Here is a 14915-nt window from a genome sequence, read left to right on the forward strand (position 1 = left end):
ATATATATAACATAAAATAAATTAAAAAAGGTTAAAAATGCAGGATGAAAACAAAAACATAATCCTTATATTAATAGTGCTTGCACTTTTCACTGGAGCAACCATCGAACTCAGTGAAGGGTCAACTATTATCGGAATTGTGCTGTTCATAGTTGCAGCAGGAGTAATCTCAAAAATCAAGCTCACAGGAGACAATGCAGCCTTTAAAAGTTCAAAGATATTTCTCTTTGTAGGGATTTTCATAATGGGAGCAGTTTCGGCATACAATCTTACTACAAGGAGCAGCATAGGAACACTTGATTCCATGACGTTTATAATAGGCACTTCCCTTTTTGCCATGGGTACAGCAAGGAACGACTTGCGACAGATAGGAGAGTTCGGTCTATACATATCATTTGTTTTCACAGTCCTATATCTAATATTCTACTCTTTCTTTGGATACTTTAACATCGGCTTCCTGCACATCTTCGATCACTATTTCGTTCTGATGCCCACAGTAGCGGTGCTTAAGATCGTAGGCATACCCGTAGAGATCATTGCTATCGAAACAATAACCTTGTACGGAGAAGAAGCAATGACCATCGTAATAGGAGGACCATGCTCGGGCCTGTACTCCATGTTCTTGCTCATAGGCATTGTCGCAGGATACTCAAGAATCGAGAAGATAGAGGTACGCAAATCGCTTTTTATCATGCTTTTTGCCATATCTATCGCCTACCTGGCAAACCTTTTCAGAGTCATCATCCTTTACCTGACAGCATATTTCTACGGCCTTGAGGCAATGTCAGTAGTCCACACGCACATAGGATGGATTATATTTGCAGGAACTGCAGGCCTCATCATGTATATATTGAACATCAAAAAATAGAGATATACTCGGAGAGGAAAAAACACAGATTCTTACTCCTCAACAAGCCTTTTTTGAAACATTTTTACAGCAACCAGAATACCAGCAATCAAAGCAAACATATATATGAAAGTAAGACCACTTACAACCTTAAAGTTGAAATCTCCGAGCATGAAAGTAATTGCCACAACTGTTGCAAACAGAAGCATCGCATAGGAGACAAAGCTGAATAGGAGTGCTTTTTGCCATTGTTTCAGTTCTTTATAGATATCCATTATTGACGAGAACATATCACTACCTTTTATACATTTTACTGATTGTTTTCTACTGACTTATATCTTTAATGTTTTCAAAATACGAAATACGCTGTTCAACAGTGGGCTTTGTAAGGAACATAGATGAATACACATCAAAGATAGTGTTTGTCTTAAGAGGATTCATTGAAAAGAGATGAGTATGCCCTGGGTTAAAGCTATCTGTCACATGGAGTTTAATATAAGTTCCTGTCTTATTGAGAGTTTTTGAAAGAAGGTGAGTATCTGCCATCATGCCTGCTGCCATCCGATCCACTTCCATAGTGGAATCAACAGCAAAGATATGAACAAGAAGGGCACAGGGTAGAGATATGACACCCATTGCAAGGAAGCTTATAAAACGTGGTGCAGGATCATCTTTCTGGCCGAAGCCTGTAAACATTGCAATCCACAGAGTAATTGTTGAAAAAGCTGCGATTGCTCCTGCAAAAAGAGCTACTGCAGTGTTCACAGGTACGGTACCCATTGAGATCTTTGCAACTTCAAGAGTAAGTATTGACTTTAATTCATCCTCATCCAGCATATCCATTGAAGAGGTAGAAATAAGCAGGTAGCATTTTTTATTAGTCCCGATAATGAATGTAATTGGTGCCTCTGAATCGAAGACATTGGGCTGAGGTAATGGAACATCAAAATGTGAAGAAAGCTCAGATAGATGCGAGTAGACAAAAGAATGCGTTTCACGAGACATACTTCTGGCATCATACCACCTTAAAAGAATTATAGGTGAAAGACGATAAATTGACCATGCCAGTATAAAACTTATCACTGCTGAAAGTACACCGACTATCAGACCACCCAGATAAAAACCAACAAGGACAATAGGTACCATGGGTATGGCAAACAAAAGATATATCCGCTTATATATAGTAAAACCTCTTTACATCTGGTCAATTGTAACTTTCTCGATGAACATTATAGTAACCTTATGTTTATATATTTTAGCAAATAATTACTTGCAGTTAACATTGATTAAAAATGGCCCAAAAGGAATAGTAAATAGATGTCAGGTTCCAAAAAATGCCTGTATACACAGGACCTTAAACTGCTGTTGCTGTTTTCATTACTCTCTGTCATTTTCATTCTTGTAGCACCCCTGAATGAAACTCCTTTGAGAATTGTTTTTGCATTGTTACTAATATTCTTCGTGCCAGGATACGCATTTATTGCAGTCCTCTTTCCCAGTAGCAGAAAGATATCAGGCATCGAAAGGTTCACCCTGAGTGTCGTCTTCAGCATTATTATAGTAGTCTTCGATGGGTTCCTTATTAGTTTAACAGACTGGAAGTTCAGACCAGATTCAATCACTATTTCAATATCCTTTTTGACTTTACTGTTCGTAGCCCTTGCATACCTACACCGACGGCAGCTGAAAGCAAGTGAACAGTTTAGCTTTTCATTTAGCGATTTCATTCGGTCTCTCACATCTGAAGATGTTGAACTTGAAATTGTCGAGGAGCGCAATGATACAAAGGAACAGGATAACAAAAAGTTCAGAGCCACTAGCAGGAAAAAAGTTTCTACTTTTCGAACATTCAATGAAGAAATCTCAACGGGGTCTACGAGAAAAATAAGATCTATCAAAAAAGTGCCTCCCGAAGTAGTTAAAGCACTCATGATCGCAATGGTGCTGTCCATAATAATAGCAAGTGCAATGTTCGCCTATGCCAAAGTCACTAGAGAAAAGGAAACTTTCACCGCACTCTATATACTTGGCCCCGATGGAAAAGCTGAGAACTATCCGACTGTTCTGTCGGCATCCAAACCCGCTAAGATAATATTGGGAATAGAGAACTATGAACTTACAGATGTGAACTATATACTTCAGATAAAACTGGATGGAAGTACCCTAGAACAGAGAAAAATTAACCTTGAAGATCAGGAGAAATGGGAAGAGAAAATCGTGGTGAAACCCACTCACTTCAAACAGGGCAAGCAGAAGCTGGAATTTGTACTATTTAAAGAAAGTTTGAATACATTGCCATATCGCTCGGTCCACCTCTGGGTTACCCAGGAACTGAGTGATGAAAGGTTGTCAGAGACAGTTTTAGAGATAATAGACTTCATTGAAATTGATAACCCTTCCATGGAACTAAATGATGGCTGGACATTCGCATCTACGAATGAAACCTATGTGAATAGTTCATACAGCAACAACTCAGGCATCTATTCCAGCGGAGCATATGTGATAAATAGTACATATGAAGGCGTGATTGGAAGACATGGTGTCGATAAGCATTCGATCCAGCAGGAAATACAAAGCAGCAGGACTGAAGATGTATTGTTGTCTGTATTCCTAAAGGATACTTACACTCTTGGTACCCCAGGAAATGATGAGTCACAATTCAAGCAGGTAACTTTGAATGGAGACTTAGTCTGGTCCGACGGAATGAATGGAGATGAGGGATGGCAGCATTTACAAGTACCTGTTACCGTAATGAAGGGAAGCAACATCTTAACATTCACACTGGCACAAAGCAGAAACCTTGTTGTGCATCCGGTGAATTTGACAGTCGATGAAATTAGTTTTATCTCACTATCTAAGATATCTCCATATATTGGCGACGACAACACTGTTGAAGCTATCCACCCTGTATCAAAAGTACTTCCCCTTCCGCCTGCTGTCAAAGAGGACAATTTCACCGTAAGCTGGAACGGGACGGATATAGGTTCTGGCATACTTTATTATAATATAGACTACAGCACTGACGGAATTACCTGGAAGAGATGGCTGAGTAGAACAGTTGCCACATCAGCACTATTCGATGGTAAGGAAGGTGTTACCTATTACTTTAGATCAGTGGCTGTTGACAACGCCATGAATGAAGAACTAGAGCATGCAGTTGCAGACACCAGCACTTCTGTTGACAAGTCAAGACCTGAGATAACTCTTGAGATCAGTCCGAACCCCACCAGTAAAACGACATACCTAACCGTCGAGTCTACCAAACCTTTACAAGAAGTAATATGTTTGATAACATCACGCAACTTCGGAAACACAGAAAAAATCGAAATGATAAGCAAGGACGGGATTGTGTGGACCACAAAGTACACTGTCAATGTAAAGGACAGTTTCAACGTTGAGATTACTGGAAAAGACCACGTCAACAACACAGGCTACACTTTCGGAACGATCTACACCGACGTCTCCCTTGAAGAGCTAGGCATTGCGATTGACCCTGAGAAGACATCCAATGACGTGACTATAACAATCTTACCCTCAGTAGCACTTCAGGACAAGCCCACTGTGACAGTCAAAGACAGATACAAAGAAGACCTTGATGTGAGCTTTGAAAGTTCTTCGGACAACGAATATACATACACAGTGGAAATAAATGATGATATTAACGATGGCGTCGCACGTGTCACGGTAAAGGCCAAGACAATCAATTCCGAGAACCTGTATGAAGAGGAAACATTCATCATAGACAGAGTAAAGCCAACCATCAATAGCGTCAGTCCTGAAGTTGGCACAATGGTTACCATAGACAGTCTCACTATAAGGGCGTCCTACTCTGATGATAGAGCAGGTATCGACAGAGATAGAATAGTTCTTCTGATCAACGGAATAGATGTCACAGAAAATGCCGAAATCAGTTCCAGTTCACTTTTATACATCCCATCAGGACTCCCAAGTGGCATAGTAGATGTTGAATTGAGTATAACTGACTATGCAGGAAACACTGAAAAGGAAGAATGGTCCTTTTCTATATCATCTTGATAATAGTTTCTGAATCATCATAATGATGATAATTACAGTTTAGTCTTTTTGCAAATGTTTATATAGGAAAGCGGAGAACTAGAAATTAACCAAAAAGATATAAAATCTAGAGGTGGTACAAAAATGAAGAAAATATTAGTTATAGCAATAGTGGCACTTGTTGCAATGATTGGAACTGCAAGTGCATATAGCGCAGATATTGTAGCACAAGACGGAAGTTTTATCGCAAGCCCAGTTGCACAGAAAGTAGGAGTTCCAGTTAACTACAGTATAGCCCTTGATGCTGATTTCGAGGATGAAACTGTTATGAGTTACTCAATCGAATCTATAGACGCTGGACTCAGCGTGAATTTCCATAACACGGTACCTTATCCAGTGACAAGTGCTAACCACATAGACTACAACGCTTTTGACCTTACTATAGACCAAAATGTTCCAGTAGGAACTGAACTAAATTTGGTGATAGGAGTGTATAAAGCAGATGGAACGCTAATTACAACTGCAGATATTAATAGTGTAGCTGATGCATCCGCATCTAAGGATTTCGAAGCAATCCCAGAATTCCCAACCGTAGCACTTCCAGTAGCTGCAATCCTCGGTCTGGCATTCCTATTCCAGCGCCGCAAGGAAGAGTAAGTTAACAACTTACTCCAACTTTTTTCTTTATCTTTTTGTTAAAAACTTCTTTCTTTTTCTCTACTCAAACCTTATATCCCTACAACTCCATTCTTCTCTGTCTAAAGTTAAAAGTGATGATACATGGAAGAATTAATTGAGAAATTATCCAACGCACATGGTATATCAGGTAGTGAGGGAAACATAAAGGCCATCCTCGAAGAAGAGCTCAAGCCCTATGCAGATGAAATGATGACTGACAAGATGGGAAATCTTGTTGTTGTCAAAAAAGGTGAGGGTCCATCAATTATGCTCGCTGCTCACATGGATGAGATTGGTCTGATGGTAAAGTACATCGATGACAAAGGATTTTTAAGATTTGTAACCATCGGAGGCTGGTTCGACCAGACACTTCATAGCCAGAGGGTTATCGTACATACCAAAAACGGTCCGATTCCAGGAGTTATCGGTTCCAAGCCCCCACATGTGATGAAAGCTGAGGACAGAAAGAAACCTGTCAAAGCAGATGACATGTTTATCGATGTAGGAGCCAAGGACAAGAAAGATGCTGAAAAGATGGGAATTGAAGTAGGCACTCCCATTTCAATGGACCGCGAAGTAAAGAAGCTTGCAAACGGCAAGATAACAGGGAAGGCCTTTGACAACAGGGCAGGCTGTGCTATTGTAATTGAAACAATGAAACAGCTCTCAAAGGCTGACCTGAAAGCAACTCTCTATGTTGTAGGTACAGTACAGGAAGAAGTAGGACTTAAAGGTGCACGTACTTCAGCCTTCGGACTGGAACCAGATGTAGCCATTGCTATTGATACGACCATACCCGGCGATCATCCCGGCATTGATAAGAAAGCCTCGGTGCTTGAAACCGGAAAAGGAGGAGTCATTACCGTGGTTGATGCATCAGGACGTGGCCTTATCGCATCACCCCAGGTACTGAAGTGGCTCAGGGAAACCGGAGACAAGAACGAGATACCCTACCAGATGGATGTCGGAGATGGCGGTACCACCGATGCTACTGCGATTCATCTTACCAGAGATGGCATACCCACAGGAGTGCTGAGTGTAGCAACCAGGTACATTCATTCACCTGTAGAAGTGCTTGATGTTGCTGACCTTAAGCATTGTTCAGATCTGCTAACAAAAGCAATACTAAATGTAAACGACTACTTCTGAACAGAATGAACTGGCGAGGATTTCCCCGCCATACTTTTTTTGTGCAAAATCGTGATGATAATCGCTATACATATATATCACTTCGTAATATCCCTGTAAGCTGTTACTGGATAACAGACAAGAAAATGTGAGGGATTATATTATTTGAAAATGTCCGGTTTTTAGACACAACTCTCAGAGACGGCGAACAGACACCAGGCGTAGCACTTACAAGCGAGGACAAAGTGGCAATCGCTACTAAGCTCGATGAACTAGGCGTTAATGTGATCGAAGCAGGATCTGCCATTACATCAGAAGGTGAACGCGAGTCCATAAGAGCAGTGGTAGCAGAAGGATTGAATGCAGAGATCTGCAGTTACTGCAGGATCATGAAACAGGATGTGGACCATGCACTGGCATGTGATGTTGATTCTATCCACCTTGTAGCACCCGTATCGGACCTGCATATCAACGTAAAGTTACGCAAAGACAGAGAATCCGTAAGACAGATGGCCATAGATACTACCGAGTATGCCAGGGAACATGGTCTAATAGTTGAACTCAGTGGTGAGGATGCCTCCAGGGCAGATCTGGAATTCCTGAAGTCTTTATACACTGATGGCGTGCAGGCAGGAGCCGAGAGATTATGCTTCTGTGACACGGTCGGATTGCTTGTTCCTGAAAAGGCTGATGAGATATTCAGAGACATCACATCTGCTGTTAAAGCACCCGTAAGTATACACTGCCATGATGATTTCGGACTTGCCACTGCAAATACCGTTGCAGCTCTCAGGGCAGGTGCAAAGCAGGCACACGTAACCGTTAATGGCATTGGTGAACGTGCAGGTAATACGTCGTTAGAAGAAGTAGTCATGACCATTGAATGGTTATACAAATGCAAGACCGGCATTAGTACAACAGATATCTTCAAGGCCTCAAGGCTTGTGAGCAAGCTGACAGGCATACCAGTTGCTCCGAACAAATCACTTGTAGGTGGGAATGCGTTTACCCATGAAGCAGGCATTCACGTACATGGCCTGCTGGCAGATACATCCACATACGAACCCATTAAGCCAGAGGTTATCGGTAGGGAACGCAAGATCGTACTTGGAAAGCATGCAGGCAAGAGCTCTGTAACACTTGCGGTAAAAGAGATGGGATTCGATGTTGACGATGTCCAGCTACATGAGATTCTTGATCGTGTAAAAGAACTTGGAGATCACGGGAAAAAAGTAACGGATGCAGACCTGCAGTCGATAGCCGAGACTGTACTCAGTATCCAGAAAGAAGCGAAGGTTATTCTGGAAGAATATACCGTAGTTTCAGGGAACAAGGTCACCCCCACTGCATCAGTTAAACTCAAAGTAGACGGCAGAGAGGTTGTCGAAGCAGGCATCGGTGACGGGCCTGTTGACGCGACTCTGGCAAGTATTAAAAAGGGAGTTGCAAGCATAGGGGACGTGCAACTGGAAGAGTATCATGTAGACGCTATCAGTGGTGGTACTGATGCCCTCGTGGAAGTGCTTGTGAAACTCTCGAAAGACGGAAAGATGGTTACATCAAGAGGTGCCCGTACAGACATAGTAATGGCATCGGTCGAAGCCCTGCTTAACGGCATCAACCGTTTGATATGAACCGGATGAACATTTCTGATAACAGATTGAAATATTGTAAAACATATTACCCAGAGGATTTATATGACAGGATCAACTGAAAAAATGACAGGCGCCAGAGCCCTCATTGAGTGCCTGTACAGGGAAGGCGTTGATACTATTTTCGGATACCCCGGAGGGGTTCTGCTTCCTATTTACGATGAATTGTATGACTCGAAAATCAGGCATGTACTTGTACGCCATGAACAGGCGGCTACACATGCAGCTGAAGGGTATGCAAGGGCAACAGGCAAGACAGGCGTATGCCTCGCAACGTCGGGACCGGGTGCGACAAATCTGGTCACAGGTATTGCAAACGCATACATGGACTCAGTTCCGATGGTTGCTTTCACCGGCCAGGTGCCAAGCTCACTGATAGGTAACGACGCATTTCAGGAAGCAAACATAACAGGCATCACAATGCCGATAACCAAGCATAATTACCTGGTCCAGGATGCAAAGGAGCTACCCAAAATCGTTAAAGAGGCATTCCACATTGCATCCACAGGCAGACCGGGACCTGTACTGGTTGACTTGCCAAAGGACATCACAACAGAAGAGATAGACTTCTATTACCCTGACAAGGTAGAACTCCGTGGATATAATCCAACTTATCACGGCAACCTCCAGCAGATCAAGAGAGCTGCTTCTGAGATCAAAAACTCAAAGAATCCCGTGATATATGCTGGCGGAGGTGTCATCAGCTCTGGTGCTGCAGAAGAACTAACTAAACTGGCAGAAAAAATTCAGGCACCGGTGACCACAACTCTAACAGGTATGGGAGGATTCCCCGGAGACCATCCATTGTTCATGGGAATGCCGGGGATGCACGGTACCAAGTATGCAAACTTTGCAATACAGGAATCAGACCTTATCATTGCCGTCGGCGTAAGATTCGATGACAGAGTCACAGGTAAACTAAAATCCTTTGCAACAAACGCAAAGATAATCCACATTGATATTGATCCTGCAGAGATATCCAAGAATATAAGAGTGGATATCCCAATTGTCGGTGATGCGAAGTGGATTCTTTCCCGTCTAATCGAATATTCTGAAAAGTCACAATCCGAAGAATGGCTTAAGAAAATCGAATACTGGAAAAAGCAGTATCCTCTACATTACATAGGACCCGCAACCGGAGACGGTATCAAGCCCCAATACATCATCGAGCAGATAAAGGAAGCTTGCGAAGATGCTATTATTGTTACCGAAGTAGGACAGCATCAGATGTGGGCTGCACAGTACTTCAATTACAAAGAACCGAGGACTTTCATATCCTCCGGCGGACTCGGTACTATGGGATACGGTTTCCCCGCATCCATCGGAGCCAAGCTGGGCAGACCTGACAAGGTAGTCTTTGATGTTTCAGGAGACGGTTCCTTCCAGATGAACTCCCAGGAAATGGCAACGGCAGTAAAAGAAAACATTCCGGTAATAGTTGCAATTTTCAATAACGGATACCTTGGAATGGTCAGGCAGTGGCAGGAACTGTTCTTTGATAAAAGATACTCTTCAACATGTATACAGGACAGTGTTGATTTCGTGAAGCTTGCTGAAGCCTATGGTGCTCTTGGACTGAGGGCTACTAAACGCGATGAGGTACGTCCTGCAATAGACAAAGCTATCGCATCAGGCAGACCCACACTTATCGATTTCGTAGTAGAGTGTGAGGAGAACGTTTCACCGATGGTTCCTGCAGGTGCTGCGATTAACGAGATACTTGACCTGGAGAGAAAAGAATGAGGCATACACTTTCAGTTCTGGTTGAGAACAAGTACGGGGTACTCAGTAGAGTCGCAGGCATGTTCTCAAGAAGAGGATATAATATTGACAGCCTGACTGTCGGAGTCACAGAAGACCCTACCATCTCCCGTATGACCATAGTAGTAAAGGGCGATGACGAAGTCCTTGAGCAGGTTACAAAACAGCTTAACAAACTCATTGATGTAATCAGGGTTACAGATCTTAAATCCGAAGAAACTGTCGAAAGGGAACTGGCGCTCTTCAAAGTTAATTCGGATGTGACCACACGCTCTGAGATTATGCAGATAGCAGACATTTTCCGCGCCAGGATCATTGACGTTGCTCCAAGATCTATGGTTATCGAAGTAACAGGCGATGAGACAAAAATCGAGGCTATCGAACAACTGTTGCGGCCCTTCGGCATAAGAGAAATGGTGAGGACAGGCAAGGTTGCCCTGAGAAGAGGGGCGAAAGGTGTTTCAAGCTGAAAGTACAGTTAACAGCAAATATTTCATATTATTTCATAAGAGGTACTAACAATGGCACAGATGTTTTATGATAACGATGCAGACCTTAACATTCTGAAAGGTAAGAAGATAGCAGTAATGGGTTACGGAAGCCAGGGACACGCACAGGCCCAGAACCTCCATGACTCAGGACTTGATGTTACAATTGGTCTGAGAGAAGGCAGCAGACGCTGGAAGCAGGCAGAGGACGACGGACTTAAGGTCATGACAGTCGCCGATGCAGCAAAAGCAGCAGATGTTATACAGATACTCCTGCCTGATGAAGTTCAGTCACAGGTATACTACAGTGAGATTGAGCCCGGACTTGAAGCAGGAAATGCAATCGTATTCTCACACGGTTTCAACATCCACTACAACCAGATAGTCCCACAGAAGGACATTGACGTTTACATGGTAGCTCCAAAGAGCCCCGGACACCTCGTCAGAAGGACATATGTTGACGGTGCAGGAGTACCTGGCCTTGTTGCCGTATACCAGGACGCAACCGGAAACGCAATGAAAATGGCACTTGCACACGCAAAGGGTGTAGGATGCACCCGTGCAGGAGTATACGAGACAACCTTCCGCGAGGAAACCGAAACCGACCTATTCGGAGAACAGGTAGACCTCTGTGGTGGTGTAGCCTCACTTATTAAGACTTCCTTCGAAGTTCTGGTGGAAGCCGGCTACCAGCCAGAGATGGCATACTTCGAAACCTGCCACGAACTAAAACTCATAGTAGACCTCATTCACGAAGGCGGACTTGACAAGATGTGGTACTCAGTATCCAATACTGCAGAATATGGTGGTATGACCGTGGGTCCACAGGTAATCAACGAGCTTTCCAGGGAAGCTATGTACGAAGCACTCGACAGGATTCAGAATGGTGAATTTGCAAGGGAATTCGTACTTGAGGGCAGGGCAAACAGGCCTGTGCTCACTGCCATGGAAAGGCAGGACAGGGAGCACCCACTCGAGGTTATCGGCAAACAGATCAGAGCAAATATGCCCTGGCTGAACAGTGAACTGAACGAAAAGTAGACCTGAAGGTCTACACACCTTTTTTATTTCTTTTTTTACATACACTTAATGCGACATAACCGGAGGTATTGAACTGCCAGATACAATAGAAACTATTCTGTCAAGAAGAAGCATAAGGGAATTCACCGAAGATAAGGTCAGCAGGGACGACATAGAGACCATACTGAACGCAGGAAGATGGGCACCATCCGGCCTCAACAACCAGCCGTGGAAATTCATTGTCATACAGAAAGAAGAGACAATGGCAAAACTGGAAGATTGTACCCATTACGGAAAAATAATTAGAAGTGCTCCTCTCCTGATAGCCGTATTTCTGGATCAGGATACCATGTACAACCGGACAAAGGATATCCAGGCCATCGGTGCATCTATACAGAACATGCTTCTTGCATGTTGCGAACTGGGATTTGGTGCGGTATGGCTGGGAGAGATTCTGAACAACAAAGAGAAAGTTAACTTGATTCTTAGTTGTCCTGACTCAATGGAACTTATGGCAGTGATCGCAATAGGAAAGCCTGTTCAAAAAGCATCCAGCTCGAATAGGAAAGACCTGAAAGATGTATGTTTTGAAGAAAATTACGCAGAAAAATGGAGGTAACGAGACGAAGACCGGGTTTGTGGAGATGAATCGGAGGTATAGTAGACCCAACCAAAATGGTAATAATTGTAATTTTGGCAATGTACAATCTTCGCCTCTAATTCTTAAAATGTTATTTCTTCTATTTAAGCATTTGTCAAATTTCAGGTTAATCAAGGAAGTTTGCTTTAGATTGAAATCAAATTTGCTTGATTAACTTTTAGATTGCCTTCTCGAAGGACATCGAAGATTGGTACAAAACTCCTTTGCATCCTTTTCTTTAGGCTTTAGCCTGAGCTTCTTCCAGTCACAGTGCTCACACTTTTTAAGGACGGTAAGCCGGCCTTCTTTTGGCAGGGATTGTGTATGCCCACATTTTTCCGTACAGGCCAAAAACCTTGAGTCCTTAGTACTTATTATGAACATCGATCCTTCACATTTCGGACAGGGACCTACTACCTCAGGAGGAAAACACACTTTCTCGGAATCACATGTGAAACACGGACCCATACCTACGGACCAATGATACTTGTTTCCCACCTTAATGATCGCAACACCTTCCTTTTTGCATTGTTTTGATCTCATTATGGTAAGAGCACCGCTTTTTGGAAGTGGATAGGTATTCTTACATTGAGGATAGCCGCTACAACCCACAAATCTGCCTTTGTCAGTCTTGACTATACGAAGCATCCTGCCACATTCCGGACACTCGCCAATGAAGTTCTTTTTATCTGCAGCAACATTTTCATCCGTAATCGTCCCGGCTAATTTTGTAACTACCTGCTCCTTACTTGAAGATAGCTGAGAGTACATCTTCCTGATGAGTTGGGACCCTTCATCCAGCGAATCCTCAAAACTTTTCTGCCCGTCTTCCACATCCTGTATGAGAGCTTCGATGTGGGCACGGATATCAGGTTTCACTAGTACTGGCACGGATGAATCCAGTGATTCCATGAGAGTAAAACCAGTGTCAAGAATGGCAATAGTTTTTCCCTTGGTCTCAAAATAACCCCGTTTTTTGTTAGTCTCTATGTGAGAAGGAGCCGTTGCTTTGGTACCTATTCCATTCTTATCCATTAACGTAAGTAACTCAGCCTCAGTAAGCCTCTTCGGAGGAGTGGTCTTGGATTTGATGTTGCTTATCTTCTTAACATCGACTTCCTCGTTTAACTCCACATTTGGCAGCAATTTATCATTCTTGGTCTCGAAAGGATACACAGCCATCCAGCCGGCATCCTTCATCACAGAACCGGTTGTGTCGAATATCTCATTCCTTACATGGATTTCCAGACGAGTCTTGTCAAATAAAGCCGGAGGCATCAGGTTAGCAATGAAATGTCGCACTATAAGATCATAGACTTTCCAGGCATCCGGCATTCGCACATTCTTCTCAATCTCCTGCTTTGTTGCAGCCTTAATAGGATAGATAGGAGGGTGATCATGACCATCCCGTGTACCGTTCCTGCATTTTATTTTCGGCTGGGAGAGTATGGCAAGAGCCTGTTCACGGAACTCCCCTGATGTAAAGCCCACCAACCGGGCCTTGAAATCAAAATCATCAGCATATTTGTTGGTTTCTGTTCTCGGATAACTTGTGAAACCCGCAAGATACAACTGCTCTGCAACCTCAAGGGCAGTCTCGGGACTTATTCCCAGAAACTTGGAAGCTCGTTTGAGGAACTCAGTAGTATTCAACGGATAGGGAGGATTTACTGCAGACTCTTTCTCACTCTTCTTTGCCACAATACCTTTCTTGCAATCCTTGATTCTCTTGAAAATCTCATCAGCCTTAGCCTTATCAGCAATGTGCCCCCCCCGATGCATCCCGATAAAATCCACACCAGAATAAGAGAAGACTCCCTCGATCTTCCAGAAATCCTTCGATTCAAAATCCCGGATAATTTTCTCACGTTCGTACACAAAACCACAAGTCGGAGTCTGGCAGGGACCAATAGAGATAACATCCTTAGTACGTGCCCTTTCCCTTACAGCAAGAGTCATAAACCTCGTGAAAGCGGCACCCATCTTCAGATCAAGTATCTGGCGTGCCTCGGCAGACATTGCCAGGTTGGCATCCGGCTCGACAAGATTATCGAATGCCTGTTTGATCTCACTGGCAGACAGTGAAGAAAAACGAGCCCTTTTTACAGGAGCCTTTGATATCTTTTCAGCCAGATGCCTGGCTTCAAAACCGATGTTCTCCCCTTCCCTGTCAAAATCACATGCAAGAATGAGCTCTTCAGCCTGCTTTGCAAGCATGGAAATAGCAGTAGCATATGGTTTTTTCAGTACGTTTTTTACAGGATCAACATCAAGTAAAACTGCAGGGTCACATTCTCTCCAGTTGTTATACTCAGGTGGAAAGTCATAGCCCATTATATGGCCTGACAAACCCATGATACGCCATTCCTTACCATTTTTCTTAAAGTCGTAGACCGGAATACCGTCTATTGATGCACGATTAAAACCGCCCCCACTTAAAATACCAGCTATCTGTGCTGCTGCTTTATTCTTTTCCGTGAATACGACTATTGACATGCTGGACTCCTATGTTCTGATATTAAATAAGAATTGAGCTTGCAGGGTGAAAGTGATCTGTTAATCGTAGCTTGTTTGACAAAATTTAAAAATATTTATCAACTAGATGTACAAAACAGCCAACATCAAAATGCATGATGATAACTACTTCACATGTGTGAAACATATATATGTACTAAGATTATATCTCC

At 43.1% G+C, this 14915-nt stretch carries 13 protein-coding genes; 9 read left to right on the plus strand and 4 right to left on the minus strand.

Annotation, left to right across the window (positions count from 1 at the left end; translation table 11 throughout):
- Nucleotides 1-37 precede the first annotated feature (37 nt).
- Nucleotides 38-868 carry an archaeosortase C gene (artC, locus tag V7O62_RS04205; protein WP_406657773.1) on the plus strand — a complete coding sequence of 277 codons (831 nt, stop codon included), beginning with the start codon at nucleotides 38-40 and terminating at the stop codon, nucleotides 866-868.
- A gap of 32 nt (nucleotides 869-900) precedes the next feature.
- Here artC and V7O62_RS04210 read toward each other — a convergent pair whose 3' ends face one another.
- Together V7O62_RS04210 and V7O62_RS04215 are read right to left on the minus strand one after the other, a co-directional pair.
- A complete protein-coding gene (locus tag V7O62_RS04210; protein ID WP_406657774.1) occupies nucleotides 901-1122 on the minus strand; it encodes a hypothetical protein in 222 nt (73 codons plus the stop codon).
- A 49-nt stretch (nucleotides 1123-1171) separates the two neighbouring features.
- Nucleotides 1172-1993 (minus strand): M48 family metalloprotease, encoded by an 822-nt coding sequence (locus V7O62_RS04215; RefSeq protein WP_406657775.1) that lies wholly within the window; start codon nucleotides 1991-1993, stop codon nucleotides 1172-1174.
- Nucleotides 1994-2164: 171 nt separating this feature from the next.
- Between V7O62_RS04215 and V7O62_RS04220 the strand changes: the two genes are divergently transcribed.
- From V7O62_RS04220 to ilvC, 7 genes are all read left to right on the plus strand, one after another.
- On the plus strand, nucleotides 2165-4882 hold the full coding sequence (locus V7O62_RS04220) for a DUF1616 domain-containing protein (protein ID WP_406657776.1): 2718 nt from the start codon (nucleotides 2165-2167) through the stop codon (nucleotides 4880-4882).
- A gap of 123 nt (nucleotides 4883-5005) precedes the next feature.
- Nucleotides 5006-5518: a PEF-CTERM sorting domain-containing protein gene (locus tag V7O62_RS04225; RefSeq protein WP_406657777.1), complete on the plus strand. Its 513-nt coding sequence runs from the start codon at nucleotides 5006-5008 to the stop codon at nucleotides 5516-5518.
- A gap of 123 nt (nucleotides 5519-5641) precedes the next feature.
- Nucleotides 5642-6688 (plus strand): M42 family metallopeptidase, encoded by a 1047-nt coding sequence (locus V7O62_RS04230; protein WP_406657778.1) that lies wholly within the window; start codon nucleotides 5642-5644, stop codon nucleotides 6686-6688.
- A gap of 134 nt (nucleotides 6689-6822) precedes the next feature.
- On the plus strand, nucleotides 6823-8301 hold the full coding sequence (locus V7O62_RS04235) for a (R)-citramalate synthase (protein ID WP_406658332.1): 1479 nt from the start codon (nucleotides 6823-6825) through the stop codon (nucleotides 8299-8301).
- 63 nt (nucleotides 8302-8364) lie between these two features.
- Nucleotides 8365-10062 (plus strand): acetolactate synthase large subunit, encoded by a 1698-nt coding sequence (locus V7O62_RS04240; RefSeq protein WP_406657779.1) that lies wholly within the window; start codon nucleotides 8365-8367, stop codon nucleotides 10060-10062.
- The gene (ilvN, locus tag V7O62_RS04245; RefSeq protein ID WP_406657780.1) at nucleotides 10059-10550 is read left to right on the plus strand and encodes an acetolactate synthase small subunit; all 492 of its coding nucleotides are present in this window, start codon (nucleotides 10059-10061) and stop codon (nucleotides 10548-10550) included. The genes V7O62_RS04240 and ilvN overlap by 4 nt, the downstream gene beginning before the upstream one ends.
- Before the next feature lie 51 nt (nucleotides 10551-10601).
- Nucleotides 10602-11609, plus strand: coding sequence for a ketol-acid reductoisomerase (gene ilvC / locus V7O62_RS04250; RefSeq protein WP_406657781.1), 1008 nt, complete (start codon nucleotides 10602-10604; stop codon nucleotides 11607-11609).
- Between the two features lie 45 nt (nucleotides 11610-11654).
- Here the strand turns inward: ilvC and V7O62_RS04255 are convergent, their stop codons facing one another.
- On the minus strand, nucleotides 11655-11834 hold the full coding sequence (locus tag V7O62_RS04255; RefSeq protein ID WP_406657782.1) for a hypothetical protein: 180 nt from the start codon (nucleotides 11832-11834) through the stop codon (nucleotides 11655-11657).
- Between V7O62_RS04255 and V7O62_RS04260 the strand changes: the two genes are divergently transcribed.
- On the plus strand, nucleotides 11761-12207 hold the full coding sequence (locus tag V7O62_RS04260) for a nitroreductase family protein (protein ID WP_406658333.1): 447 nt from the start codon (nucleotides 11761-11763) through the stop codon (nucleotides 12205-12207). The two genes, V7O62_RS04255 and V7O62_RS04260, sit on opposite strands and share 74 nt — an antisense overlap.
- 192 nt (nucleotides 12208-12399) lie before the next feature.
- Here V7O62_RS04260 and V7O62_RS04265 read toward each other — a convergent pair whose 3' ends face one another.
- Entirely contained in the window at nucleotides 12400-14724 is a 2325-nt protein-coding gene (locus V7O62_RS04265; RefSeq protein WP_406657784.1) for a DNA topoisomerase, read from the minus strand.
- Nucleotides 14725-14915: the final 191 nt, after the last annotated feature.

The sequence above is a fragment of the Methanolobus sp. ZRKC2 genome (genome assembly GCF_045291185.1).
In the GTDB taxonomy this organism is placed as follows: Archaea; Halobacteriota; Methanosarcinia; order Methanosarcinales; family Methanosarcinaceae; genus Methanolobus.

Coding starts and splice junctions, on each gene's coding strand:
- artC (WP_406657773.1), top strand. CDS start 38: ATGCAGGATGAAAACAAAAACATAATCCTTATATTAATAGTGCTTGCA.
- V7O62_RS04210 (WP_406657774.1), bottom strand. CDS start 1,122: ATGGATATCTATAAAGAACTGAAACAATGGCAAAAAGCACTCCTATTC.
- V7O62_RS04215 (WP_406657775.1), bottom strand. CDS start 1,993: ATGGTACCTATTGTCCTTGTTGGTTTTTATCTGGGTGGTCTGATAGTC.
- V7O62_RS04220 (WP_406657776.1), top strand. CDS start 2,165: ATGTCAGGTTCCAAAAAATGCCTGTATACACAGGACCTTAAACTGCTG.
- V7O62_RS04225 (WP_406657777.1), top strand. CDS start 5,006: ATGAAGAAAATATTAGTTATAGCAATAGTGGCACTTGTTGCAATGATT.
- V7O62_RS04230 (WP_406657778.1), top strand. CDS start 5,642: ATGGAAGAATTAATTGAGAAATTATCCAACGCACATGGTATATCAGGT.
- V7O62_RS04240 (WP_406657779.1), top strand. CDS start 8,365: ATGACAGGATCAACTGAAAAAATGACAGGCGCCAGAGCCCTCATTGAG.
- ilvN (WP_406657780.1), top strand. CDS start 10,059: ATGAGGCATACACTTTCAGTTCTGGTTGAGAACAAGTACGGGGTACTC.
- ilvC (WP_406657781.1), top strand. CDS start 10,602: ATGGCACAGATGTTTTATGATAACGATGCAGACCTTAACATTCTGAAA.
- V7O62_RS04255 (WP_406657782.1), bottom strand. CDS start 11,834: ATGACAATGAATTTCCACGGCTGGTTGTTGAGGCCGGATGGTGCCCAT.
- V7O62_RS04265 (WP_406657784.1), bottom strand. CDS start 14,724: ATGTCAATAGTCGTATTCACGGAAAAGAATAAAGCAGCAGCACAGATA.